Source organism: Gemmatimonadota bacterium (genome assembly GCA_009838845.1).
Lineage (GTDB): Bacteria > Latescibacterota > UBA2968 > UBA2968 > UBA2968 > VXRD01.
The window spans coordinates 1-24,514 of sequence record VXRD01000151.1; the positions used below are offsets into that span (position 1 = coordinate 1).

Here is a 24,514-nt window from a genome sequence, read left to right on the forward strand (position 1 = left end):
ATTTAAGAGGTGATTAATGGCTTTCAAAACCACTGATTTGTGCGATGAACACGAAACCGACCCGGCACTTCAAGTTGCCGAGCCGATATTCAACGACTATGGCGGTGTGATGGCATTTTGCGGTCCGATTGCCACGGTCAAAGTTTGCGAAGACAATGTGCTGGTGCGCGAGATACTCGAAACACCGGGCGAGGGGCGCGTTCTCGTCGTCGATGGCGAGGGTTCGATGTGGTGCGCGCTTTTGGGGGATATGGTCGCTGAAATCGCCAGTGACAACGGCTGGTCGGGGATTGTCATAAATGGCGGTGTGCGCGATGTTTCTGAAATTGCGAAAATCGATATAGGTGTCAAGGCGCGCTTTTCTGTGCCGCGCCGCAGCCGAAAAGAAGGCAAGGGACGCCAAAATACGCCTCTTGCTTTTGCCGGTGTCGCCTTTCTTCCGGGCGATTATCTCTACGCCGATGAAGACGGTATTTTGATCGCTACGAGAGATTTGTTAGACGCGTAGGATTGACCTGCAGTACAACCTCATATTATGGAGATAACTATGCCGCAGACAGATCGACCCAATATTCTCTTTATTATGGACGACCAGCATCGTTTTGATTATATGGGCTGTGCAGGTGCTGATTTTGTTCGCACACCCAATATTGACCGCCTGGCAAAGCAGGGGGTGCATTTTACCCAATGCACGACAAATTGCCCTGTTTGCGCGCCTTCGCGCATTGCACTGGCTTCTGGCATGCAGCCCTCGCGCCTCGGTTGCGTTGGGAACAATTGCTTCTTGCCTCGCAGCCAACCGACTTATTACCAGCAATTGCGCGATTACAATTATTACGTGGGTTGTGTGGGCAAGCTCGATCTGGCCAAACCCGATGGGTACAACGGACGCGATGGCGATAGGCCAGCTACGTATATGTGGGGCTTTACCCATCCGGTCGAATGCGAGGGCAAAATGCACGCTGGGCATTCCAAAACACCGCAGGGTCCTTATAACCACTTTTTGGAGGAAAGAGGGTTGCTCGGTGCTTTTGTCGATGATTATACCCGTCGCTCCAAAGAGGGTTATCACGCTTCCTGTCACGATTCGGTCTTACCTACCGAAGCTTTTGAGGATGTGTATATTGGGCAGCGATCTGTCGAGTGGATTGAGAATATTCCCGGGGATTTTCCCTGGCATTTATTTGTGAGCTTTGTGGGACCTCACGATCCTTTTGATCCGCCAGCCGAATACGGCGAGAAGTACCGCGATGCCGAGATGCCACCCGCCACGCCTGCAAATTTGCCGGGTAAACCCGCTTACTTAAAAGATCGCATCAAAGATATGACCCCAGAAAAAATTGCAGAGACCCGACGGCAATATTGCGCGGCAATTGAAGTTATTGACGATCAGATCGGCGAGATGCTCGCGGCAGTAGAACGGCGGGGGATGGCTGACAATACGTATGTCATCTTTTCCAGTGACCACGGAGAAATGCTGGGCGATCACGGTTTGTACACCAAAAGCGTGCCTTACGAAGCATCGGTACATGTTCCGCTCATTGTTGCGGGTCCCGGTATTGAAGGCGGTCGCGTCTCAGATGCTCTTGTTGAACTCATTGACATGAATCCAACGATATGTGATCTCGCTGGCGTGCCTCCGCTTTCGGATATCGATGCGCGATCAATTGGCGCGGTGCTTCGCGGAGAGGCAGAGGAACACCGCACGGAAACCGTGAGTGGCATACAAAATTTCAGGTGTATCCGTACGCGGGAGTACAAATTGGTCGAGAACTACAACGATGTTACGGAACTCTACGATTTGATTGCAGATCCGACAGAAGAACACAATATTGCCGAACAGGAGCCAGAGGTACGGCGCGAATTGTCTCGCCGTCTCTCAGCGCGTTATTTAGAAGGCACCTGGTATCGGTAGGAGGGAATCGTGAAATACACCAAACTGCCCGGTACGGATATCGATGTCTCTGTTATTGCTCTGGGCTGTTGGCCTTTTGCTGGTGGTGATGTTTGGGGAGAGCAAGACGACGATGTGTCTATCGCGACGGTGCATGCCGCACTCGATGCGGGTATTACCTTTTTTGATACGGCAGAAGGCTATGGCAAATCCGAGCGCGTGCTGGGACAGGGTCTCAAAGGTCGTCGGCAAGACGCGGTGATCGCCACCAAAGTTGGCGGCGGTCATCTTTCTTCCGATGATTTGCCCAGAGCCTGTGAACAGAGCTTGAAAAGTCTGCAAACAGATTATATCGATCTATACCAAATTCACTGGCCCAATCACAATATTCCCATCGCAGAAACAGCAAGCGCGCTTCAGCGTCTCCGCGATCAGGGAAAAATTCGGGCTATTGGCGTTTGTAATTTTGCCTGCGGCGATTTGCGCGACTTGCTCGCTGTTGCCGATATTGTTACCAATCAGTTGTCCTTTAGCTTGCTCTGGCGCGTTATTGAACGCGAGATTCAGCCGATATGTTTGGAAAACAATATTGGTATTATCTGTTATAGCCCGCTGATGCAGGGGTTGCTTACCGGACGTTATGTCTCTGCGGATGATGTGCCAGATGGTCTGGCGCGAACCCGCCTGTTTTCGGATGACCGCCCCATGGCCAGACACGGTGAAGAAGGCTGTGAGGCCGAAGTGTTTGAGGCGCTGAAAAAAGTTCGCACTGTTGCCGATGAAGCCGGTGTGACAATGGCAGAGCTTGCCCTTGCCTGGGCACTACAACAACCCGGTATTACATCGCTTCTGGTGGGCGCGAGAAATCCCGATGAAGTACTATGGAATCTCCCTTCGGTTGATCTCGCATTGTCAGAAGATATATTGCAACGCTTATCTGAAGTTACAGAAGGTGTTAAAGACAAACTCGGCAATAATCCCGATATGTGGATGTCGGAGTCGAGGATGCGGTAGTTTTGCGAAACAAATTTTACTCGTATTTGTCTCATTTTTTAGATACGCTACGTTAGAAAAGATCAGGAGGCTCTCATGGCTCATCTTCAGATTGACGACCCAGAAACATTTTTTCGCACCTTTGCAGATCTTTTGGCTGCTGGCGAAGACGACAAGCACATGGCCCGAAAATTGGGATGCTCGCGGGGCGAAAGCAAGCGCAGGCGACAGGCATTTCAAAAAGGGGGCATTGTGACGGGAAAGGGCGTATCGAAAGAAAAATTGGATGCGTGGCTGTCTTCAAGTGACGGCCAGCGCGCACAACGCCAGTGGGAAGGCCATCACAAGCGTCAACAGGCTATGGGGGCAACGGGTACCAAACCGCAAAAGGGATTTCGCAGACAGCCCGAAGTCAAGCGCGGTTGGATGCGGCAAAAGATTTGAGGTAGTACAATACCATCAAAATAAAAGGCCGATGGGCAATGTCCATCGGCCTTTTATTTTTCTATATCTCTCATCGGTCGTCGCGTTTTAAGTCCAGCCAATTGAGTTCTTCTGGTGTGAGTTTTAAGTTGAGGGCTTCGATATTGGCCTTGCACTCATCGGGATGGAATACGCCGATGAGTGAAAAGAGATTCAGGGGCTGATTCAGGTTAAATGCCAGCGCGATTTGTGGCACGGTTAGCCCTTTTTCTTTTGCCAATTCTCCCGCGCGGTCCAGGCGTTTGAAATTTTGTTCGTAACAATAGGCTTCAACACAAGAGCCGGGCAGGTTTGCCTTGTAGTCTTCAATGGTTTCGCGCGTGAATCTGCCTGAGAAAAATCCCTGTGCGAGACTCGACCAGGTAAACAGGGGCATGTTTTGTTCCGCATACCACGCGCGGTCCGCCTCGTTGTTGGGCCCACTGATGCTGATACAGCCTCTCCAGGGTTCTTTCACTTGTTCTGCAAGGCTGTAATTGGGACTGCTCACGGTAAATGGTTCCAGGTTGTGCTTATATGCGTATTCATTGGCTTCTTGAATGCGCGGCACTGTCCAGTTCGATCCGCCAAATAGTCCGATTCGACCCGCTGCTTTGTGTTCGTTTAATATTTCTACTATCGGTCCAACTTCGACATTGAGATCGTCGCGGTGTAATACATAGATGTCGATAAAATTCGTTCGGCAACGCTCCAATGACGTGGTCAGATCGGCTGTAATATCATGCGGGGTGACTTTATTTTTCTTCCCGGTGTGGTGTGCACCCTTTGTCAAGATGACGGCTTCATCGTGCAGGCCGCGCTCGTCAAGCCATTGCCCCAAAACGCGTTCACACTGCCCGCCGCCGTAAATATATGCTCCGTCAAAGCCGTTGACACCGAGTGCCCACACGCCGTCTAACAGGTCAAATGATCCTTGCAGGTCGTCTTCGCGCAACATCATTGTACCTTGTAAAATGCGCGAAATTTTTTTGTTCATTCCTTCAATTGTGCCGTATTCCATTGGCATAATATTATTTCCTTTCCATCGGATATTTCAATCCCCATTGTTCTCGAATCGCGTCCAGGGTCTGCATATTGGCAAGTGTATCATTGTGTGACATGAGATCGCTTTCCAGCTTGCCTTCTCTTACGCAGCGGGCCACTTCGGCAGCTTCACACTCGTATCCATTGCCAGCGCATTCCAGTGTCACCTCTTCTTCTTTGTCGCCTGTAGATAGGATTGCCGTGCGTCCATCCCAAAACCGCGGTACGGTGATCATGCCATCTGTGCCGAGGATTTTTGCCTCGTGCGGGGTCTTGATTCGCACGCCGCATGAAATCAATGCGAGTTGCCCTTTGTCGTAGCCAAATACTATAGCCGCCTGTTCATCTACTCCTGTTTCGCCAATATGCGCCTGGCTCGAAATGGTGGCGGGTTGTGTGTCGAAGATCATGGACGCATAAGAGATGGGGTAGATGCCGATATCGAGCAGGCCACCGCCGCCGAGTGCGAGATCGAATAAGCGTCCTTTGGGATTGATACGGACGCGAAATCCAAAATCGGCGTATAACATCCGCACTTCGCCAATTGCGCCGTCTGTGACCCACGTCTTTACCTGTTGGGTGATGGGCAAAAAACGGGTCCACATGGCTTCCATCAAAAATACGCCTTCGCCGCGGGCGACTTCGATAACTTCTATGGCTTCGTGCTGGTTGATTGTAAATGGTTTTTCGCACAACACGGGCTTGCCCGCTTTCAGGCATGAGATGCTGTTCTCTTTGTGAAAGGGGTGGGGCGTTGCCACATAAACAGCATCGACTTCTGGATCTTCGGCGAGTGCTTCATAAGAGGCGTGGCGATTGGGTACATCATACGCATCGGCAAAGGCGTCGGCGCGATCCTGGCTGCGCGATCCCACAGCGACGATTTGTGCATCGTCGAGGGCGCGCAATCCCGTGGCGAACTTGTGTGCGATACTACCGGGACCGATAATGCCCCAGCGGAAAATATTACCCATTGTTTATCCTCTTTTGATTATGAGGTGAAATACAGAACGTATAAAATCATGCGTAAGGCGAGGAGGGTTATCAACCATCTCAAAAGTACGCGAAAATAGTGCTCGGGTACGCGTCCGCGAATCAGGGTTCCCAGATAAGATCCAAGCGATGCCGAAGCGATCATGCCAATGACCAATTTCCAATAGGGTGCAAAGACAAATCCCAAAAACCCAAATGTCAAAATTTTCATCGCATGGCTCGATGCCATCTGTACCGAATGCGTGATTACCGTGCGATCTCGGGGCAGGTTTTCTCGCAAGAGAAATGGCATATTGAGCGGACCACTTACACCGAAAAAAAGGGATAATGCCGTTTGAAAAGCACCCAGAAGTGTGAATTTTGCGGGTATATCGGGCGTGCGAGAAAATTTGGGCATCCACGTAATGAGTAAAATAAAAATACCCAAAAAGAGGGGCATGGTATCCCATTCAATGTCGGCAATAAAACGAGAACCCAACACGGCGCCAATCACTGTTCCGATTGCGTATTGCCCCACAAGACGCCATTCGGTATGCTTGAGGCCAATGAGCGCGCGGCTCAAATTGCTGGCAATTTGCACCAGTCCGTGAACCGGGATAATCGCTGCTGAGGGGAGAAAACCCGGCATAATCGCAATGAGTACAACGCCGCCGCCAACGCCGCCAATAGCTGCGATCATCGATGTTATACACGCCGCCCCAATCAAAAACCAATCCGCTATCTCCATGCACTTATCACCAGGTCATATAATGCGTCACAGGCTCGCCCTGTTTGGCGGTAAAGCGATCATAACGTGGATGGATGAAATCTTCGGTTGTATCCATGTGGGCGTAAAAAGCCCGCGTCATCTCTTTCCTTTTTTGCGGCTGTGTATCGTATAAGTTGTCCAATTCAAAGGGATCGTCGATTAAATTGTACAACTCGCCGTAATTTTTTGCCGGGTAGTGAATATATTTCCATTCCCGCGTGCGGATGCAGCGTTTATCGACCGCTTCGGCAAAAATTACGTCTCGTATTTCCGATTGTTCGCCATTCATCAGCGGTGATAAATCCGTGCCCTGCACGCATTCGGGTGCGTCAAAACCCGATAGCTGCGCGATTGTGGGAAATAGATCCACGGTTTCGATCAGGGCGTCGCAGTCGCTGCCTGCACGACCGGGTATAGCGATAAAACACGGTATATGTAACATGCAGTCGAGGAGAAATGGCGCTTTGGCCGGGATACCGTGATCGCCTAAAAATTCACCGTGGTCCGATAGAAAGACCACGATGGTCTCATCTGCTATGCCTTTCTTTTCAAGTGTTTCAAGGATTAGACCCACTTGATGGTCAATTTGCGAGACCATGCCGTAATACGCCGCCTTCATCTTGCGAAATGTCTCGTCGGAAGCCTGGTCAAATCCGCGGTATTTGTGGTGTTCTGCTTTGAAATACAAACCGTATTCGGGCGGCTTTTTTGCAATGTCGTTTTCTGCACGTCGAAAGGGTGGCATCGCATCGGGATCGTACATATTTGCAAAGCGCCCAGAGGGAACATAAGGGTGATGAGGTCCGTAGAATCCCACCCATAAGAAAAAGGGATTGCCCGTATCCAGGCCTTCGAGGTATTCAATACTTTTCATTCCCACATAGGCATCGATGTGGCAATCTTCGGGGAGGTCGGATGGCACGGCGCCGAGGTTTTTGCGAAAATTGGGCAGGGCGTATCCCGTTTTATACTCGTATCCCCGGTCGCGAACATATTGCTCAAATGGATTGGGATCGGTGACTGTATAATTTCCATCTGCGCGCTCTTTCCATCCCCGCCGTATTCCCATGGCGTCCATGTGGTCGAGTATCTGTTGAAAACGCTGCTGCCCAATGCCGTGTTTGCCCACGCTGGCGGTTGTATAGCCCTGATTTTTGAATGCTTCTACCATTGTAATTTCATTTTCGTTGAGCTTTGACCCATTCCATTTTACGCCGTGATTTTTGGGATAACGCCCGGTCATGAATGTCGCACGCGATGGTGAACACACGGGATTTTGCACAAAGCATTTTGAAAATCGCGTACTCTTTTCAGATAAGGCATCAATCGCAGGCGTTTGTATGACGCGATCCCCTGTGCATCCCAGCGTATCATACCGCAAATGGTCTGTTGTGATAAATAAGATATTGGGTCGTTTAATCATCGCATACCTCATAGCAAATCATTGCTTAAAATTGTTGGGCACCAGAATTTTTCAATAAACGAGATTACCAATTGCGTGCCCGCTTCATGGCTCACATAAGGCGGCTTTGCGGGGTTGTACATCGCGTCGGTCAAATCTCGAATTAGCGCGACCTGAATACCCCAGCGCGTCATTTGTTTGATTGCAAATGTGCGATGCAGCACACACATGTTGGTATGCACACCCATGATGAGCATTTTGTCGATTTCCCGGTGCTGCATATAGCTGTAGATTTCTTGTCCCTGATCGGAAATAATATCCCGTTCCTGGTCAATATCTATTCCCGCGTGTTGTCGCGTCCAGACCTGCGTGTTGATTTTCTTAGGGTCTTCACCCGTGTCTGATCCACCATCTGAATCGTCAATTGGCAGTGGGGGATCAGCGAGATCCAAATTTTCAGGCGGTTCAACGGGTGGGACATCCAATACCCGTCTCCGCGCAGGCGTATTGGCATAAACATCGAGCGTGCCCGAGGGTGCGTGAATAATGGTCACACCTTGCTTGCGCGCACTTTGCACAACGGCGTTCATGCGGGGGATCATTGCCTCCAATCGCTCGACTGCACCGCGACACCAGTGGTTGTTCCACACATCGCATAATAACAGGACTGTTTGCTCGGGAGGCCAATAGACGCGTTCTGTTATTGTTTCCCAAACTGTGTGTTCACTGTCGTCCCACAATAAGGTCTGATGCTGCACGGTTAGATTCATGGTGCCCTCCATATCAAAGATCAGGTTTCCCACACCAACCGAGGCCCCTCGTCCATCCCGCATACCACCCCCAATTGTCTTTCGCGCTGATAGCCCAGACAATGAGAAATATACGTCACACCCTCGATTTCTCGACACCGATTGCGATGCTGATGACCGTATATGTGAATTGATGAACCGAGTTTTCGCAATAGGCGATCTAAGGCCCTTGTGCCAGCCACCCGACTGAAATTGAAATTCGACGCGCTCGTCAATGGGCGCGGGCGGGGAGCGGAATGGGACCTGCCAAAGATCAACTCCCGTCTGGGCAAAAAGTGGCTAAAGGTAATGACTGGCCCATCGCCCTGAACAGGCGCGGTATTTTGGGCGAGCATATAGCGTGCAATGGGTCGCTCACCTTCGGTCCAGCGAATCAGACGGTTGTCCGCCCACATGTGCAAGGCTGCGTCTTCTCCTTCCTGGGGCACGTACAAACTGTCGGTACTTTCTTCGGGTTTTTCATACCACGACAAAAGCGGTACAATTTGTACACCCGGCAATTGCGCCCACGAGGTTTCTATGTCCAACACGTTGCACAAAGCCATAAGCGCGTGGAATTTCTCCAACGAGTCACATCGCTCATTGGGCCTCACCCACAAATCGTGATTGCCCGGTACAAAAAAAACGCGTGCAAATTTTTGCTTCAGTTCGCACAGGGTATCGCGCATCGGGTCGGCGCGGTCAGTTACATCTCCGGCCACAATCACCACATCATCGGTAAAATCGCAATTGGAAAGCCGCTGCACCCACCGATGGTTTTCCTTGTAATCGATGTGCAAATCAGAAATGGCAAAAACGCGCATGGGTTATCCAGTTGAAAAAGCCATAAAAATCACAAAAGAAATCGCGCTCAATACCTCACATCAACCAGCCACGCGCTTTTGGGATTTTTTTCCCAGTATTGGCGCAATACCTGTTCGTTTGGACAAAATTCACCGCGATAGGCGACTCCACCATGAGAAATATTAAAGCTCATGGCGACTTCATCTTCGCCCGCATCAACCCAGTGGGGCGTTAATAACTGGTTCCACAGCAAATCCCCGGGTTGCATGTCATAGGTCAAAATATCTACCGGATCTATTTGGGGGATGTCAATGCGCGTAACACCCGTTCGACTTTCCACGAGTTTCTGAACAGGTTCGCGTTTTTCCGGTTCCAAAAACCCGTGAAAGTGTTTTTCCCCATAAACTTGCCACGCGAGTACATGCGAAGAATCTGCGTGATAGGTCGAACTGCACCCTTTTCCAGAGATAAATATAATGGGATAACATCTTTGCCACGTAAATCCGAGTTGAGAGAGGAATGTGCGCCAGGGAATCATCACACATTCTTGAAAGTGTTCGAGAAATTGTCCTGCGCCATAAAAATTTTGCAGATGAAAATGCGCCAGACTAATCGGCATTTCGACGGCTTTTTCTATGGGTGCAGCCTTAAACTTTTCGATCAAATTATTTTGTTCTGCGTCGCTCAAGCTGTCATCTAAAAATTGAATGCGCGCCTCGGAATCGCGCCGCAAAATATCTATAACTTCTTCGGCGGGGATGAGTGGCATTTCAAATTTGAACAACGCAGAATGGATAAGAAAATTTCGCTCGCCATTCCAGAACTGGCGAAACTCGTCTCCTGTCCTGGCAATCAGGTGCATTGTTTGCTCCAGTGGTTAGTGGTTAGTCGTTCGTCCACCCAGTCCTTTGTCCCTTACCTCTCTAACATACATCATCCCCCAAAGAGATTCAAGCGATCAAGACAGGGCGGGATGAAGTTACTTGACAGTTAATTTTCTTGCATTCATTATGTACTATCAATTCCCACATATAGGAGGCTAAGATGAAAATCACCGATATTGAAGTTATTCCCATTGCGATGCCTTTGGCAAAACGCTACGACAACCACCACGGGCGCACGCGTATGTACGATATCGATCAGCATGTGGTGGTCAAAATCCATACGGATAACGGGCTGATTGGCTATGGCGATTACGAAGACCGCTCTGCGATTGCTTCTGAGGAAATCGAGCCGTTAATTGGGCGCAATCCCTTTGACTTTCTGCACAATAATTTCAATATGGCTCTTGGCATGGCGCTCTACGATGTCATGGGCAAGTACCTCGAAGTGCCTGCCTATAAGCTCCTGGGGCAAAAGGTGAGGGATGCGGTGCCTGCGGCGGCGTGGACACGGCCCTGTTCACCTGAAGTGTTTGCAGGAGAAATCCAGCGCGCTGCCGATCAGGGATATCGCATTTTCAAAATGCATTCCGACGCACGTTATGATGTTATTGAACAAACGCGCGCCGCTGCCGAGGTCGCACCAGAGGGCTTTAAGCTCCACTGGGATTTCAACCACAACCGCACGATGGGTGTTGTGCTTCCCATTGTAGCCGAACTCGAACGCAATTATCCGGTGGTCGGTTTTATTGAAGACCCGCTGCCATGGGCCGATATTGATGGCTGGCGCACATTGAGACAAAAAACGCAACTGCCGCTTATTATGCACAATCCTCAACTCGGCGGCATGCAGGAGGTTTTACACGGCACTGCCGATATTTATATGATTGGCGGTCGCATTGGCGATACTATGCGAAAGGGATTTGCTTACGGTCAGGCCAATATCCAGACGCTTCTTCAGCAATCGGGCAATACCCTGATGAAGGCTTTTACGCTGCATCAAGCGGCGGTCTTGCCTACGGCAACAGCGCATATTATCACCCTGGACGATCAATATGAAGACGATATTACCACGTCGCAACTGCTACCGACAGAGGGTTTCTGTCGCGTGCCCGAGGGTGCGGGACTCGGTGTTGAGGTCGATGAGGAAAAACTCAAGCAGGCCGCCCAACGCGAACATATTCCCAAACTCGACGTTATTGGCGTGCTCCACTTGCCTTATGGACGCAAGTATTATACCCGTGGGGAACCCAATGTTATAAATCTTACTGGTTTTGAAGAAGGCGCGTTGCGCGGTATCCATTGCGAACGCCTCGTCAGAGGCAAGTCTCCCGACTTTGAGCGCGTTCACAAACGGCTGGAAGAGGAGGGGCCATTTGTTGAGTAGATAAATAAACAGGACATTTCTTTATAGAGATGTCCTGTTGTGTTGCGGGCTGTATTATGCAATTTTAAAAGAATCGATCTGCATCGCGAGGTGGTGTGGTGGCGAAAGATACGAGGATGAGGATGAGCGCGGAAACAGGGACGATAATGCCGGCGGGGATTAAGCCGGTTCCACCAATGCTGTACGCTCCTTCTACATTCAGGGAATCTGCATAAAAAAATAGCCATAGACCAATTACACTCAGGATTGCTGCAGTTGCGCCCTGCTTTGTGCTGCGCTTCCAGTACAGTGCGCCGACGAATACGGGTACCAGTCCCGCAAAACCCGTGAGTGACCAGGCACCGAGTTCAAAAATTGACCGCGTTGTAAATAGCGACGCGACAAAGGCCAATACGAGGAATGCAGCGACGAATAGACGCCCGAACAAGACCTGCTGTTTTTCTGACAATTGATCGTCAAAACCGTAAAATCGCACAATATCTTCGGTAAACATTGCGCCCAGGGCAAGGGTTTGGGAGTCGAGCGAAGACATAATTGCCGCAAAAACACCTGCCGCCAGGCATCCTGCCAGCACGCCGCCCGTATGTGCCAGAATCAATTCAATCAGAATGGGGCCGTTCAGCGGCGCCGTAAAATCAATGCGACCGACCATTCCCAGGGTGACGCTGGGCACCCACACGGCGGCGATACACAGGGGATAGAATACAATGGGCGTTTGAAATGACCGCGCGGTTCGGGCGGAGAGCCAATGGCCGTAAATATGGGGGAATGCCGCAACACTGATGGGTAGCATGAGATAGGAGAGTATTTTGAATACGGTATAAGAGCCGCTGCCAAAAACCACAAATTCGGGGTGCGTCTCGCGCAGCGTTGCCATAGCCTTACCGATCCCGCCGTAGTGGTCCATAATGACGAGATAGGCAATGATGCCTACGAGAATAAATACCGTTGTTTGAAAGGTATTTGCCCAGGCTGTACTTCGCATCCCGCCATAGGTTACGTACAGAAATGTCACTCCACATACGAGCAAGCTACCTGCCCAACTCGGCCACTCACCGCGCGTGATTGCCGCGAGCGCATCGCCCCCGCCTTTGACCCCTATAAGGATGTAGGGCAGCATCAACAACACTGCGACGACAAATAAGAGCGTTCCCAGTGCTGGGGATGTATAGCGGTCCCGGATCATTTGGATTTGGGTGACATAAGAAAACCGTTTGCCCAACCACCAGCTTTTTGTGCCGAGATAATAAAAGAGAAATGGAATCAGAATAGACGAACTCGCGCCCATCAAACCGAAGACGATAATCCCCAGGCGATAGGCTTCTCCGGATGCTCCCAGCATTGTAAATGCCGTTAGATTGGTGCCCAGCAGTGTCATCAGCAGGACTACAGGGCCAATGGTTCGGCTTGCGACAAAGTAATCTTCTGCGGTATTGCGAAACAGCCGATGTCCCAGGGTGCCGACCACTATAACCAGCCCCAGATAAATTGCGACAACCGCAATAATCATTCCCGATTCTCCATATCTAAATGATGGGGCCAGGCCAGGCGTACAATCACGAGCATACAGAGTGTGGTCAGGACGCACAGGCCGATGTGGTAAAGCAAATTGATTGGCAATCCCAGGATTAGTGTGTCGTTATCCCACATCCAGATATTAAAAAATAGAATTAGCAGGACGAGCAAAACACTCAGGGGCCAGATTTTTGTTTGTCGTGACATAATGTTATCCTTTTTGTTTTGCTCGATATTACGGCCTCTGCGCGCCTTTTGTTTCGACGTACACTGAGTACAAACACATCCCGCCGGTCATGAAGAGGCGGTTTCTCTTTTGTCCGCCAAAGCAGAGGTTGGAACACACTTCGGGCAGGTGAATTTTGCCAATGAGGTCGCCATTGGGCGCGAAAATTTTGACGCCGTTATCTTCGGGATTGCCCCAGCCCGAGCTGCTCCACAGGTTGCCGTCAATGTCGCAGCGAATGCCATCGGCGAATCCGGGCGCCATGTCGGCAAAGATGCGACTGTTTTTGAGGCGGCCATTTTCGACATCAAAAGCGCGAATATGCGCGGGACCTCCCAGGCCATGAGAGGAGCCGGTATCGGTGATATAGAGAATTTTTTCATCGGGAGAGAAACACAGTCCATTGGGGCGCACAAAATCATCGGCAACGACTGTGGCATTTCCCGTGGTGGGATCGAGGCGATAGACGCTGATGGGCAGTTCATAGTCGGCAATGTGACCTTCGTAGTCGAGCATGATGCCGTATCCTGGATCAGTGAACCATATACTGCCATCGGAATGCGCGGTGACGTCATTAGGGGCGTTGAGAGGCTTGCCCTCAAAGCTGTCGATGAGCACGGTGATGGTTCCGTCGTATTCGGTGCGGGTGACGCGGCGCGTGCCGTGTTCACAGGTAATCAGACGGCCTGCTCGGTCTCGGGTGTGTCCATTGCAATAATTGGAAGGTTGGCGATAGACGCTGAGGCTGCCATCGCTTTCGTCCCAGCGCATAATGCGATTATTGGGTATGTCGCTGAAGAGCACACAACGCGCGTCTCCAAACCACACCGGGCCTTCGCCCCAGCGCAGGCCAGTACAGAGACGCTCGACCGCGGCGTTGCCAATGGCGTATTTTTCAAAGCGCGCGTCCAGAATTTCAATGGCGGGATCGGGATAGGGAACAGGACTGCCGTCCCACGGACGGGTTTTCCAATCGGACATTTTTTCTCCTTAGAGGTGTTTGATGCCTGCGCGTACAAGGGGCGTATGGCGAAAGGGCTACGCTGCGATTGGGTAGAAGAGGAGATGGAAGGAGGGGATCTAATCCAACGAAAATTCTATTGGCATGATCATCCAGACTTTGCGGCGTTCTCCCTGGTGTTTCCCAGGGCGAAATCGAAATTGCCACGCTGCGTCTAATGCCGCTTTCCTGAACATTTCTGGGCCGTGAATAAACTGGACGTCTTCTACATTGCCTACCTTGTCAACCAGCACTTTGACCGTGACTTTGCCTTCAATGCGCTTTTTTCGCGCTTCGGCGGGGTATTCAGGCGTGACAATTCGGCTTGGATGTGGTTTGTAGTCGATCTCCATATAGTCGAGCGGTTCGTCTAAGTCTGTTCCCGTTGTGCTTGCTAAATTGGGTATAAATATTTTGTCGAGGTCCAACTCGGTTGATTCAATTGTCACATCCTCAGGGACCTCGTCGCCTTCAACTGCCAGGGGCACTTGAGGGCGCGGTGGCGGTGGTGGGCGCTTTTGTTGACTGGTTTCGGGAATATCAACTCTGAGAATTTTGGGGACCGATTGCGTCAGATGTACGGTGGGATGGTATTCGGGATAGAGTCCAAAAACGGCGATGAAGAGTATGAGATTCAACAAGCTCGCGCGCATCATGTTCGGCCAATAGGGCAACTTTAAGTCAGCATCAGGCTTTTTTGTGCGCGTCTCTATCTGAACATCGCAGGGCTGGGCAGATAGTCTTTTTTGAAATTCGCGCTGCGTCTGGCGCGCCTGATAAATTTGACCGCTTAACGTATTCCCAAATCTGATCTGGACGAGGTTCATGCGATTCCCATTTAATGAACTGTGCTGTATGCAGGCGTACTTTAGATTTTTAACTTAAGAGAAAGTTCCAATTCCACTGATGTAGATGGGGGACATGGAGCAACAATTTATATGAGTCTGTGGCGTTTGTCCAGACGAATCCGTATCAAACCAGTTGTATTTTGAAGCTATGGATTGTAATATAGAGGGGATATTTGGGTTATGACAAAAATCATTGGAGGAAGAGATGAATCGTCAGATTACGCTTGCTGCACGTCCTGAAGGGTTTCCCGTGCCGGAGGATTTTAAGTTTGTTGAAACGCCTATTCCAGAACCGGGGGAAGGCGAGGTGTTGTCGAGAACGCTGTTTATGTCGGTTGATCCCTATATGCGCGGGCGGATGAATGATCGGGCATCGTATGCGGCAAATGTGCAAATTGGCGATGTGATGGTGGGCGGCACGGTGGGGGAGGTGATCGCGTCGAATGATCCCAATTTTGAGGTTGGCGATATTGTCCAGGCGCAAATCGGGTGGCAGGCTTATGGCGTGTCTAAGGGATCGAATTTGCGCAAGGTCAATCCAGATCTTGCACCTGTATCAACGGCTTTAGGAGTGTTGGGGATGCCCGGGCTTACGGCGTATTTTGGATTGCTGGAAGTTGGGCAGCCCAAAGAAGGCGAGACTGTACTGGTGACGGGTGCTGCGGGTGCTGTGGGATCAATTGTGGGGCAGATTGCCAAAATCGTGGGTTGTCGCGTTGTGGGTGTGGCGGGGTCGGATCAAAAGATCGCCCATGTGGTTGACGAGTTGGGTTTTGACGCCGCTTTCAATTACAAGGAGGTCGATGATTACAGTGCCGAATTGCAACGCCAGTGTCCCGATGGCATTGACGTATTTTTTGACAATGTGGGTGGCGCAGTTTCCGATGCGGCCTTTCCCCTGATGAATGTGCGTGGTCGTATTTCTGTTTGCGGGCAAATATCGCAATACAATTTGACCGCTCCAGAACAGGGGCCGCGGATGATGTGGTACTTTATTTCTCAAAGATTGACGATGCGCGGTTTTCTGGTTTTTGACTTTGAAGACCAGCACGCCGAGGCCCTCAACCAGATGGCTATTTGGGTCAATGAAGGGCGGATTAAATATCGGGAAGATATCTGGGAGGGGTTGGAGAATGCCCCTGAGGCATTTATCGATATGATGCAGGGTGGGAATACTGGCAAGCGCGTAGTAAAGGTGGCGGAGTAAGATGGGTATGACAGATTATCAGATTGAACATTTTCATCGCAATGGATTCTTTTTTGTTCCAAATCCGCTGGACGATGATGCTATGTTCGAGATTGACCGGCGCCAGCGAGCGGTTGAACCGGGGTGGTCAAAGGCCGAGTGGGCAGAGGGTTTTAACCGGGGGGCTTGTCAGTTTTTTATGGTGGGCGAGCCGTTGTTGCAGGCGGTGGAGCGCCCGGAATTTGTGGGTATGGCACGGCGCATTTTGGGGTGTGAAGATGTGCATGTGGGCGCGTGTGGGTTGGGCGATGCGTCGAAAATTGTTTCGGCGGATGGGCGTTTGCGTCAGCAGGTTCACTGGCACGCGGATGGGGGACCAGATGTACGGCAGGTGTCGATGCGTACGGCATTGGACAGGCACGATCCATCCAATGCGCCGTTGCGCGTATTGCCCGGTACACATGTTAGACCCCTGGAGGAAGTCATCGAAGAATTGCGACAAATCGAACTTGCGACCGGGCAGCACGATGAGATGCCCGAGTTGTTATTTGCCTCACATCCCCGCGAGGTAGAAGTGATTCTGGATCCGCGATGGACGCTGGTGTGGACGCCGAGTTGCTGGCATGCGACGGGTGTGAAGACGGCGGCTGGTCCAAGGCGTGCGATGGCGTGGAATTATTTCCCGAGCGGGGGGCGCAAGCGCGATATGGAGGCGCTGAAGTACGTGATTGAAGGCTGGGAGGATTGGTCCGATGATCGGAAGCAGTTATGGGGGCTTGGATGAAATTACCAGTGCGCCGATGGCATATATTCCACCGCCAATGAGAAAAATCCAGTCCGATGGCAAATGTACCTGCTGTGTCATCCATCCGAGCATAGGGCCTGTTGCGGAGCCGAGATCAGATGCTGTTACGTATCCCGCAACAGAACGCGAACCGCGCATTCCCGCCTCGGCGTGCATGACTACTGTTGCGCCAACACCGCACAGGAAGAACACGACCACGCACAAGATCAACAATCCCGTATTGGATGTGATTGATGCCGAGAACAGAGCTAATGTCCCGGTGCCAAAATAAATGGCTGCACTCCACCGCCGTCCCAACCGATCACTGATATGGCCCAGAAAAGGACCACCGAGCGCGTCGGCAATCCACCGTGAAGATAGCAACAGACCGTTTAATGTGGCTACGCCAATGGCCATACCCAACAGGTTCAGAGATGTGCCCACGGTTTCGACGAGGACCACCCCCAGGGTGGACATTAAAATGCCCGGTCCAACGCACCCGATCACAAATCCGCAAATCATTAATTTGGGTACCCAGCCCGAGTCCTCGACGCCTTCTTTATTTATATTTTTTTCGAAAACAGCGCGTCGCGCGATCCATCCCAGGGGTGTTCCTATCAACGAGATGATGGCGAATAAAAAGAGTGTGAGTGTAAATCCAATGATGTCGTGAGCCAGCCCGCCTAAAAAATTGCCTCCCACCGACCCGAGGCGCGATACGCCGTTGTAAAATCCCATTTTCTGACCGATCATAGATGGCGGTGTGGTATCTACTACGGTCATCAAACCAATCTGGCGTATAAATGACCAGGATAATCCCCATAGCATGCGCGCGATAAGCAAGATGGGGAAGGAGGTGACAACGCCGTAAACCGCTGTCAATACGGCTCCGAGAATCAGGGAGCCTGTCATCAAAGCCGTCAGATTATAGCGCTGGCACAATTTTTCGGCCAGGGTGTTCGTTATCAGGCGCACCCAGCGATTTACCGAGAGAATGAGGCCAACCTGATAAGGCATCAACCCAATTTCGGCATAATGCGTTGGCAACACGGAGTACAGCATCTGGTCGCCCAGCAGTGAAAATGCCGTAGCCAGTGCAATGAATACAACAGCCTGTGACGATTGCATCATGGATGATGTTCGACATTTTCTCCGCGATGCTCGCCGTCGATAAATGCCTGCGTAAATGCCGTTACCTGTGTTATTGCATCTTCCACGAGTGCTGCACCGGCTTCTGCGGTGGCTTCCAGAGGTTCCTTATCTACTTGATCCTGCATTGCATCGTGGCGCACGTTTTCGGGCCACAGTGCCAGCGCGAATGCCGTTTCAAATTCCTGTGCGTGTCCCGGATAGCGTTTTGTTTTTAAATTTTGTTCGGCCACATCTTTTGACATGAGATCCCAGTAAGAAGTCCATTGCAGATTTACGTCGGGGCGGTCGATCTTGAAAAACAACCGCCATTGACCAAATATGCCCCGCAAGGGAGCTACATTGCCGCCGTGACCATTTAGCACAATGACATTTTTTACGCCATGGCGCACCAGACTTTCGACGGCATCGAATAACACGGCCAGCCACGACCCGGGTTTGGCTGTCACGGTTCCTTTGTGTACCATGTGGTGTTCGGAGATGCCTACGGCCATCGGTACATTGACAATTACCTGGGGATACAATCGTTTGGCGGCCTCCACCGCGACATGGGTTGACGAAGCGGTATCGTGCTCCATTGCCAGGTGCTCTAAATGCTGCTCGTTGCTTCCTACCGGAATAATCGCCGTTTGAAATTCCCCGCGTTCCAGTGCTTCCCGAAATTCGCGTCGCGTCAATTTTGCCAGCAGAACTTGCTCGCTCATCGCGTTTCTCCTTATGTTAATTAATCTTGTGAATAATACTCCGCGGTCTGGTTAGATGATGCCTCTGTGCCATTACGTCTCTGAATTAATCCCCTCATCGCCCTGTACATGAAATAAATCGAAATAGCAGCCCAAACAAATGCAATTGGATATGCCAATATCTCTATGCCGAAATACCGCGCCAATATTCCCGCATCGGTGCGTTCTGTCTGCATCCACAAATCTGTGCGAAAATCGTACAAACTGTACAAACACAAGACAATACCAACCCACGTTGCCAACACATGGGATAAGCGACCAAATCGAATCGTTACGACAATCAGTACGAGACCGCAGGTTGCGCCAAACCAGAAATCGAGTGCCCCAAATGGTGTGTACAGTGCAGCCATTCCAATTTGCAGAACACCGATCAATCCGAGCAATATTCTTTGCGTGCCCAGCCATCGACCCGTGTAAATCAGCAATGCACCGAGAATGGCCGATCCCACATAACCCGCTGAACTGATGAGTGGAAATATTCCCCCTCGGCTGATCACATGCCCCGATTCATTCCACCGTACGCGCAGTTCCTCTACTTCACCACCTGTTGCAATCGCCATACTCGCATGACCCATTTCGTGTATCCAGACCACAAATACGCGAAATGGTTTTACGAATGGCGTGTCCCACAATGCCAGAGCGATAACTGCCAATAGCAGATGCAGCCAGAATGTTCTTATTATGATCATTGCCAATACAAACCTATCGTCCGGATTCCAGATTTACGGAAACGGCGTCCAATTTATCTCGCAATGCGGCATCCAGAATCCATCCCACGCCCCCGATATTGTCCTCTAAATGCGCGATGGTGTCGCCACCTGTAATTGCCACGGTCACTTCGGGATGCGACAGGACCCAGGATAGGGCGACTTGTCCCGGTGTTTTGTCCAGTTCATCTGCGATATCAAATAGGGTTGTTAGCACTTTTCCCTCTGCGCCCGCCATCATGGTTTCGTATTGGTCCATTCGGCGTTTTGCCCATAGTGAACCTTCTGGAGGTGGTGCGTCGGGTTTGTAAAATCCGCTCAATAGTCCCACGGCTAATGGACTGTAAACCATTACTCCCAGGCCCTCGCTTCGCACAAAGGGGAAAATTTCTCGCTCCAATGCGCGGTGTAGCAGATTGTATGGATTTTGCATGCACATATAAGGCGCCAGATTCAATGTGTGTTGAATCCAGAGGGCTTTGCACGCTTGCCATGCCGAATGGTTGCAACACCCGATATAGCGCACTTTGCCCTGATGTACCAGGTCGTCCAATGCGCGTGCGGTTTCTTCAATCGGTGTCGACTCATCGAAGTTATGCACGAGATACACGTCGATGTGATCAGTGTCCAACCGGTTCAGCGAGCGCTCTACTTCCCGCATGATATGATAGCGGGATAGACCCTGATCATTTGGTCCTGTGCCGATGCGGCTAAATACTTTGGAGGTGATTACCACATCGTCTCGTTTGCCCTTCAAGGCTTTGCCCAACACGACTTCCGAACGCCCGATATGCGTGCGATCATCACCGGGACCATAGGTATTGGCGCAGTCGATCAAATTTATGCCCAGGTCTATCGCCCGCTCAATAACCCTTTGCCCTTCTGCCTCATCTGCCTGTCCGCGAAATCCCAGACCCAGTGCCAGCCGACTTACTTTCACACCTGCTGAACCAAAATTGACATATTCCATAATATGTGCTCCCATTAATTATTCATATTTTCGCCAATAAAATTGGGGCGAGTTTATCTCTTGTTTTGTCTGCCCAGGCTTGCAGGTGGGTTTTTAAATTTGCAACGGTTTCAGAGCTTGCCATTTCTTGCCAGCGATTTTGACGTTCACCCGAGTCGCTGGGCAAGTGATACAGTTCGGGTTTTCGCACAGTTGACAAAATCAGTTTCCAATCGCCTGATACCACACACCGCTCTTCTCCTTTATCGAGTTCGGGCTGATTGGGGCCTTCGCCTTTTTTATCGATAAAGGGCGTATTTACTATGACAAGTGCCTCGCGTCCTGTTTTGCCACCCTGTCGAATTGAATCGCTGAGGTCTATACCATCGAGGCCCTCGGAGACTACATATCCCAGGAGGCCGAGAATCGTCGGTATCAAATCGACCGAACTGATGAGGGATTCGTCGATTTCGCCACTGGAAATCGCTGAAGGAAATCGCATGAGCAGGGGGATGCGCGCGACAGTATCATAACAGAGGCGTTTGCTGTGGTCATTCCACCGGTGGTCAAAGAGGTGACCGTGTTCGGAGGTAAAGACGACGAGGGTATTTTCTGCTATTCCACTGTCATCGAGTGTTTTCAACAGGTCGCCAACTGCATCGTCAATCGCTGTACACATCGCGTAGTATTTGCGCCGTTTTTCGTCCTCGGGGTAGAGTTTTTGATAAAGTGCTTCGTATTTTTCGGGGACAGAATAAGGCGGATGCGGGGGATAATAGGATACATAAGCACAGAATGGACGCGCGTCATCTTTGCGAATAAAATCAATGGCGTCTTGTGCCAGCACATCCGTTTGATACACTTTTTTGCCGTCGATTGTGTAGTAATGTCCTTGCCCACGGCCATCGCGGGGGTATGTGGGCATTGTCTCCCAGGCGTCTCTCGATGGATCTCCCAGATGCCATTTGCCAAAGTAGGCACACCGATACCCCACAGCTTTGAGGAAATCGGGAAAAAGCGGTATTTCTGGATCTATATCCCATGTGTTTTCGAGCACGCCGTGATTGTGCGGATAAAGGCCCGAGAAAATTGTGCCGCGATTTGGCGCGCAGACGGGTTGTGCGGCATAAGCTCTGTCAAATCGCATTCCGTCCGATGCCAACCGATCCAGATTGGGTGTTATAATGCCCTTTTTGCCATAACATCCCACGCCATCCCGGCGCTGTTGGTCCGTTAAGATGAATAGCAGATTGGGAGGCTCTGCGGTAGCCGCGCTGCCAACTGATCCTGAGAAATTTCTGCGTGATACATTTTGTGCCATATCAACTCCCATTACATTTCACCAATCGCTTACCAATATTATCACCTCGCAGCATGCCGATGAATGCCTGTGGCGCGTTTTCCAATCCCTCGACAATATCTTCCCTGTAATTGAGCCGGCCTTCCTTTAGCCAGACCGACATCTGCTGTAATCCCTCGGCGTGTTGATCTGCGAAATCGCCCACCAGGAATCCCTGCATGTGCAACCGCTTGCCAATAAAGCCGCCCATCATCCGGGGTCCCATTTCCGGCTCGATGAGGTTGTATTGTGAAATTTGTCCGCAAACGGAAATTCGGCCCCACATGTTCATGAGGGAAAAAACCGCATCGGTAATGCTTCCGCCCACGTTGTCGAAGTACACATCGACGCCATTGGGACATAAGCGTTGCAATTCGGCGCGGTAATCCGCTGTGGTTTTGTAATTGAATGCGCCATCAAAACCCAGACCGTCAATGGCATAGCCCACTTTTTCATCGCTGCCAGCTATGCCAATGGCGCGGCATCCTTTGATTTTTGCAATTTGCCCGACCAGCGATCCCACAGCACCGGCGGCTGCCGAAACCACGACGGTCTCGCCAGCTTTGGGTTTGCCGACTTCCAGTAAGCCAAAATAGGCTGTCAATCCCGGCATGCCGAGAATGCCGAGTGCGGTTGAAATGGGTCCCAGTGAAGGATCTATTTTTCGGAGGCCCTGTACTGAAGAGACCGCGTAAGCCTGCCATCCGTGATCTGCCCAGACAATATCTCCGGGCTGAAACTCAGAATGGTTGGATGCGATTACTTCGCTTACACTCCGCCCAATCATAACCGCACCAATTTCTACATTTGGCGCGTAGGATTTCCGGTCATTGATGCGCCCGCGCATGTAGGGGTCAACGGAGAGGTACTGCGTTTTCAAGAGCAGTTCCCCTTCGCCGGGTTCGGGAATGGGCGATTCTCCAATTGAGAAATCGGATGTTTTGGGATATCCGACTGGACGCGCTGCCAATCGAATTTGAATATTTTTCTCTGCCATAGAAATAGTGCTCCTGATTTTTCGGTGGTTTGGATATTTTATTCTGCATAAACCGCTTCTCGTATGCCCTTCAAATATCCGACGGCAAATAGCCGCGCGATGCCTTGTTCGTCGCCAAATTGATCATCTCCCATTTTGGGATAGTGGTCTGGGCGGCACACGCCGTCAAATCCGATGTCTCGATACGCGCGCAAACATTCGACGAGGTCTGTTTTGCCATCGTCGTGAAATGTTTCTTCAAATTTATCGGGTTGACCAACGACATCGCGGATGTGTAAGAAATGGATTTTTTTCTGTTCGCCAAAGTGCCGGATGACCGAGGGCAAATCGTCTGTCATCAGTGTAAAATTGCCCTGGCAAAGCCCAATGCCATTCATCGGACTCGGTACGAGGTCAACGAGTTTTTGGTAGTTTTCTACGTTGCTCATAATGCGCGCAATGCCGCGGATGGGCGATAGCGGTGGATCGTCGGGATGCAGGGCCAGTTTGACGTTGGCCTCTTCGGCCACGGGTACAATGCGCTCGAGAAAATACTTCAGGTTGGCCCACTGTTGTTCCTCTGTCACGGTTCCCCCGGAGATCTCTTGCTCGGCTATTGGTACGCCGTCGATATTGTGTATGGGACGCTCGGCGGGATCGCCTTGCGATGCCAGGGCATTGAGATCAAATCCACTTACATGCGCGCCGCCCCGAGATGAAATGGATCGGGATGTGCGCATGACCCCCAGAATGGGCATCCACGCATAACACCACACGGGGATTTCGAGCTTGCCCATGTTCCGAAGCAGTTCACAGACCACCTCAATTTCTTCGTCTCGTCCGGGCAATCCCAGTTTGATCTTTTCCATAGGTGGCCGCGATTCAATGACTTCAAGGGGTATTCCGGCGGCTTCATAAGCGGCTTTTGCTTTTGCCAGCGATGTGTAACTCCAGGGCTGTTCTTCTGGCTCTGCGTCCGGTTTTGGGCGCAGTGTTATGCCTCCAACCGCGCCTTCGACTCCGCATTGTTTCATGAGTGTCCACCTCTGACTGGCTTGTGGCGGTGCCAGGATAGCAATTCTCAGCATGACTATTTCCTTTCGCTGTTGGTGTTTTTGCCATTTTTACGCTGCCCAATATATGCAGACCGGATGCGACATGCTATAAAAAATCCATCGCCAGAAGCGCGCTCTAAATGGCTTTTGAGAAGCTGTGCTCTTGCATATATTGACAATGATAAAAGGCGATCACTACTCCGCATACAAGGAGGCTCTGCTATGACCTGTTGGAAAATTCTCGCTGTCATCCTGCTGTTCATATCACCTCTTTTTGCTCAGGAGCAAGCTGAAAACCGCTTCCAGAGCGCGGCGGAGCGTTTTTTTGCGCGCAATGACAAAAATAAAGACGGCAAATTGTCACGAGAGGAATTTCCCGAACGACAACGCCGTCTGTTTGAGCGAATTGACACAGATAAAGATGGCTTTGTCACACTCGAAGAAGATATTTTTTATCGCAACAACCGACGGAGGAATACCGTGAATATTCCAGAAGGTGTAACTGTCCACCGAGATCTGATCTACGGACGGGTTGGGGAAAGAGAACTCCCCCTCGATCTCTATCTTCCTCCCGATACATCATCTCCTGTGCCCGTGGTGATATGGGTTCACGGGGGTGGTTGGCGTGGGGGATCTAAAGG

Annotated in this window: 26 protein-coding genes; 8 read left to right on the plus strand and 18 right to left on the minus strand. The window is 50.9% G+C overall.

Annotated elements, in window-relative coordinates; all coding sequences use genetic code 11:
- The first annotated feature begins 16 nt into the window (after positions 1-16).
- From F4Y39_21240 to F4Y39_21255, 4 genes are all read left to right on the plus strand, one after another.
- Entirely contained in the window at positions 17-508 is a 492-nt protein-coding gene (locus F4Y39_21240; GenBank protein ID MYC16259.1) for an RraA family protein, read from the plus strand.
- A gap of 27 nt (positions 509-535) precedes the next feature.
- Positions 536-1,915, plus strand: a complete 1,380-nt coding sequence (locus tag F4Y39_21245) for a sulfatase-like hydrolase/transferase (protein MYC16260.1) — start codon at positions 536-538, stop codon at positions 1,913-1,915.
- A gap of 6 nt (positions 1,916-1,921) precedes the next feature.
- Positions 1,922-2,908 (plus strand): aldo/keto reductase, encoded by a 987-nt coding sequence (locus F4Y39_21250; GenBank protein MYC16261.1) that lies wholly within the window; start codon positions 1,922-1,924, stop codon positions 2,906-2,908.
- A gap of 75 nt (positions 2,909-2,983) precedes the next feature.
- Positions 2,984-3,331: a hypothetical protein gene (locus tag F4Y39_21255; protein MYC16262.1), complete on the plus strand. Its 348-nt coding sequence runs from the start codon at positions 2,984-2,986 to the stop codon at positions 3,329-3,331.
- 70 nt (positions 3,332-3,401) lie between these two features.
- Here F4Y39_21255 and F4Y39_21260 read toward each other — a convergent pair whose 3' ends face one another.
- From F4Y39_21260 to F4Y39_21290, 7 genes are read right to left on the minus strand one after another with little or no spacing between them, the layout of a single operon-like run.
- Positions 3,402-4,370, minus strand: coding sequence for an aldo/keto reductase (locus F4Y39_21260; GenBank protein MYC16263.1), 969 nt, complete (start codon positions 4,368-4,370; stop codon positions 3,402-3,404).
- A 10-nt stretch (positions 4,371-4,380) separates the two neighbouring features.
- Positions 4,381-5,367, minus strand: coding sequence for a Gfo/Idh/MocA family oxidoreductase (locus tag F4Y39_21265; GenBank protein MYC16264.1), 987 nt, complete (start codon positions 5,365-5,367; stop codon positions 4,381-4,383).
- Between the two features lie 17 nt (positions 5,368-5,384).
- On the minus strand, positions 5,385-6,113 hold the full coding sequence (locus F4Y39_21270; GenBank protein ID MYC16265.1) for a sulfite exporter TauE/SafE family protein: 729 nt from the start codon (positions 6,111-6,113) through the stop codon (positions 5,385-5,387).
- A gap of 7 nt (positions 6,114-6,120) precedes the next feature.
- Complete coding sequence (locus F4Y39_21275) at positions 6,121-7,569, minus strand: sulfatase-like hydrolase/transferase (GenBank protein ID MYC16266.1); 1,449 nt, start codon at positions 7,567-7,569, stop codon at positions 6,121-6,123.
- Entirely contained in the window at positions 7,566-8,369 is an 804-nt protein-coding gene (locus F4Y39_21280; GenBank protein MYC16267.1) for an isochorismatase family protein, read from the minus strand. Before F4Y39_21280 ends, F4Y39_21275 begins: the two co-directional genes overlap by 4 nt.
- Positions 8,327-9,148 (minus strand): hypothetical protein, encoded by an 822-nt coding sequence (locus F4Y39_21285; protein ID MYC16268.1) that lies wholly within the window; start codon positions 9,146-9,148, stop codon positions 8,327-8,329. Before F4Y39_21285 ends, F4Y39_21280 begins: the two co-directional genes overlap by 43 nt.
- Before the next feature lie 47 nt (positions 9,149-9,195).
- Positions 9,196-9,990, minus strand: a complete 795-nt coding sequence (locus F4Y39_21290; protein MYC16269.1) for a hypothetical protein — start codon at positions 9,988-9,990, stop codon at positions 9,196-9,198.
- Between the two features lie 182 nt (positions 9,991-10,172).
- Here F4Y39_21290 and F4Y39_21295 point away from each other — a divergent pair, with 182 nt between their 5' ends.
- Entirely contained in the window at positions 10,173-11,396 is a 1,224-nt protein-coding gene (locus F4Y39_21295) for a hypothetical protein (protein ID MYC16270.1), read from the plus strand.
- Between the two features lie 64 nt (positions 11,397-11,460).
- On the opposite strand, the gene F4Y39_21300 is transcribed toward F4Y39_21295, so the two are convergent.
- From F4Y39_21300 to F4Y39_21315, 4 genes are all read right to left on the minus strand, one after another.
- Complete coding sequence (locus tag F4Y39_21300; GenBank protein ID MYC16271.1) at positions 11,461-12,906, minus strand: sodium:solute symporter family protein; 1,446 nt, start codon at positions 12,904-12,906, stop codon at positions 11,461-11,463.
- Positions 12,903-13,118, minus strand: a complete 216-nt coding sequence (locus F4Y39_21305; protein MYC16272.1) for a DUF3311 domain-containing protein — start codon at positions 13,116-13,118, stop codon at positions 12,903-12,905. Before F4Y39_21305 ends, F4Y39_21300 begins: the two co-directional genes overlap by 4 nt.
- Before the next feature lie 28 nt (positions 13,119-13,146).
- Positions 13,147-14,118: an SMP-30/gluconolactonase/LRE family protein gene (locus F4Y39_21310; GenBank protein MYC16273.1), complete on the minus strand. Its 972-nt coding sequence runs from the start codon at positions 14,116-14,118 to the stop codon at positions 13,147-13,149.
- Between the two features lie 99 nt (positions 14,119-14,217).
- On the minus strand, positions 14,218-14,964 hold the full coding sequence (locus F4Y39_21315; protein MYC16274.1) for an energy transducer TonB: 747 nt from the start codon (positions 14,962-14,964) through the stop codon (positions 14,218-14,220).
- Between the two features lie 226 nt (positions 14,965-15,190).
- Between F4Y39_21315 and F4Y39_21320 the strand changes: the two genes are divergently transcribed.
- Together F4Y39_21320 and F4Y39_21325 are read left to right on the plus strand one after the other, a co-directional pair.
- A complete protein-coding gene (locus F4Y39_21320) occupies positions 15,191-16,192 on the plus strand; it encodes an NADP-dependent oxidoreductase (GenBank protein ID MYC16275.1) in 1,002 nt (333 codons plus the stop codon).
- Between the two features lies 1 nt (position 16,193).
- Positions 16,194-16,955, plus strand: a complete 762-nt coding sequence (locus F4Y39_21325) for a hypothetical protein (protein MYC16276.1) — start codon at positions 16,194-16,196, stop codon at positions 16,953-16,955.
- On the opposite strand, the gene F4Y39_21330 is transcribed toward F4Y39_21325, so the two are convergent.
- From F4Y39_21330 to F4Y39_21360, 7 genes are read right to left on the minus strand one after another with little or no spacing between them, the layout of a single operon-like run.
- Positions 16,938-18,086: an MFS transporter gene (locus tag F4Y39_21330; GenBank protein ID MYC16277.1), complete on the minus strand. Its 1,149-nt coding sequence runs from the start codon at positions 18,084-18,086 to the stop codon at positions 16,938-16,940. The two genes, F4Y39_21325 and F4Y39_21330, sit on opposite strands and share 18 nt — an antisense overlap.
- On the minus strand, positions 18,083-18,808 hold the full coding sequence (locus F4Y39_21335; protein MYC16278.1) for a creatininase family protein: 726 nt from the start codon (positions 18,806-18,808) through the stop codon (positions 18,083-18,085). The genes F4Y39_21330 and F4Y39_21335 overlap by 4 nt, the downstream gene beginning before the upstream one ends.
- Before the next feature lie 20 nt (positions 18,809-18,828).
- Entirely contained in the window at positions 18,829-19,536 is a 708-nt protein-coding gene (locus tag F4Y39_21340; GenBank protein ID MYC16279.1) for a M50 family metallopeptidase, read from the minus strand.
- Between the two features lie 13 nt (positions 19,537-19,549).
- A complete protein-coding gene (locus F4Y39_21345; GenBank protein ID MYC16280.1) occupies positions 19,550-20,539 on the minus strand; it encodes an aldo/keto reductase in 990 nt (329 codons plus the stop codon).
- 7 nt (positions 20,540-20,546) lie between these two features.
- Positions 20,547-21,836, minus strand: a complete 1,290-nt coding sequence (locus tag F4Y39_21350) for a sulfatase-like hydrolase/transferase (protein MYC16281.1) — start codon at positions 21,834-21,836, stop codon at positions 20,547-20,549.
- Positions 21,826-22,839, minus strand: a complete 1,014-nt coding sequence (locus tag F4Y39_21355) for an NADP-dependent oxidoreductase (protein ID MYC16282.1) — start codon at positions 22,837-22,839, stop codon at positions 21,826-21,828. The genes F4Y39_21350 and F4Y39_21355 overlap by 11 nt, the downstream gene beginning before the upstream one ends.
- A 38-nt stretch (positions 22,840-22,877) precedes the next feature.
- Positions 22,878-23,906 carry a TIM barrel protein gene (locus F4Y39_21360; protein ID MYC16283.1) on the minus strand — a complete coding sequence of 343 codons (1,029 nt, stop codon included), beginning with the start codon at positions 23,904-23,906 and terminating at the stop codon, positions 22,878-22,880.
- A gap of 63 nt (positions 23,907-23,969) precedes the next feature.
- On the opposite strand from F4Y39_21360, the gene F4Y39_21365 reads away from it, so the two are divergent.
- On the plus strand, positions 23,970-24,514 hold a 545-nt coding region (locus F4Y39_21365; protein ID MYC16284.1), incomplete at its 3' end, for a hypothetical protein.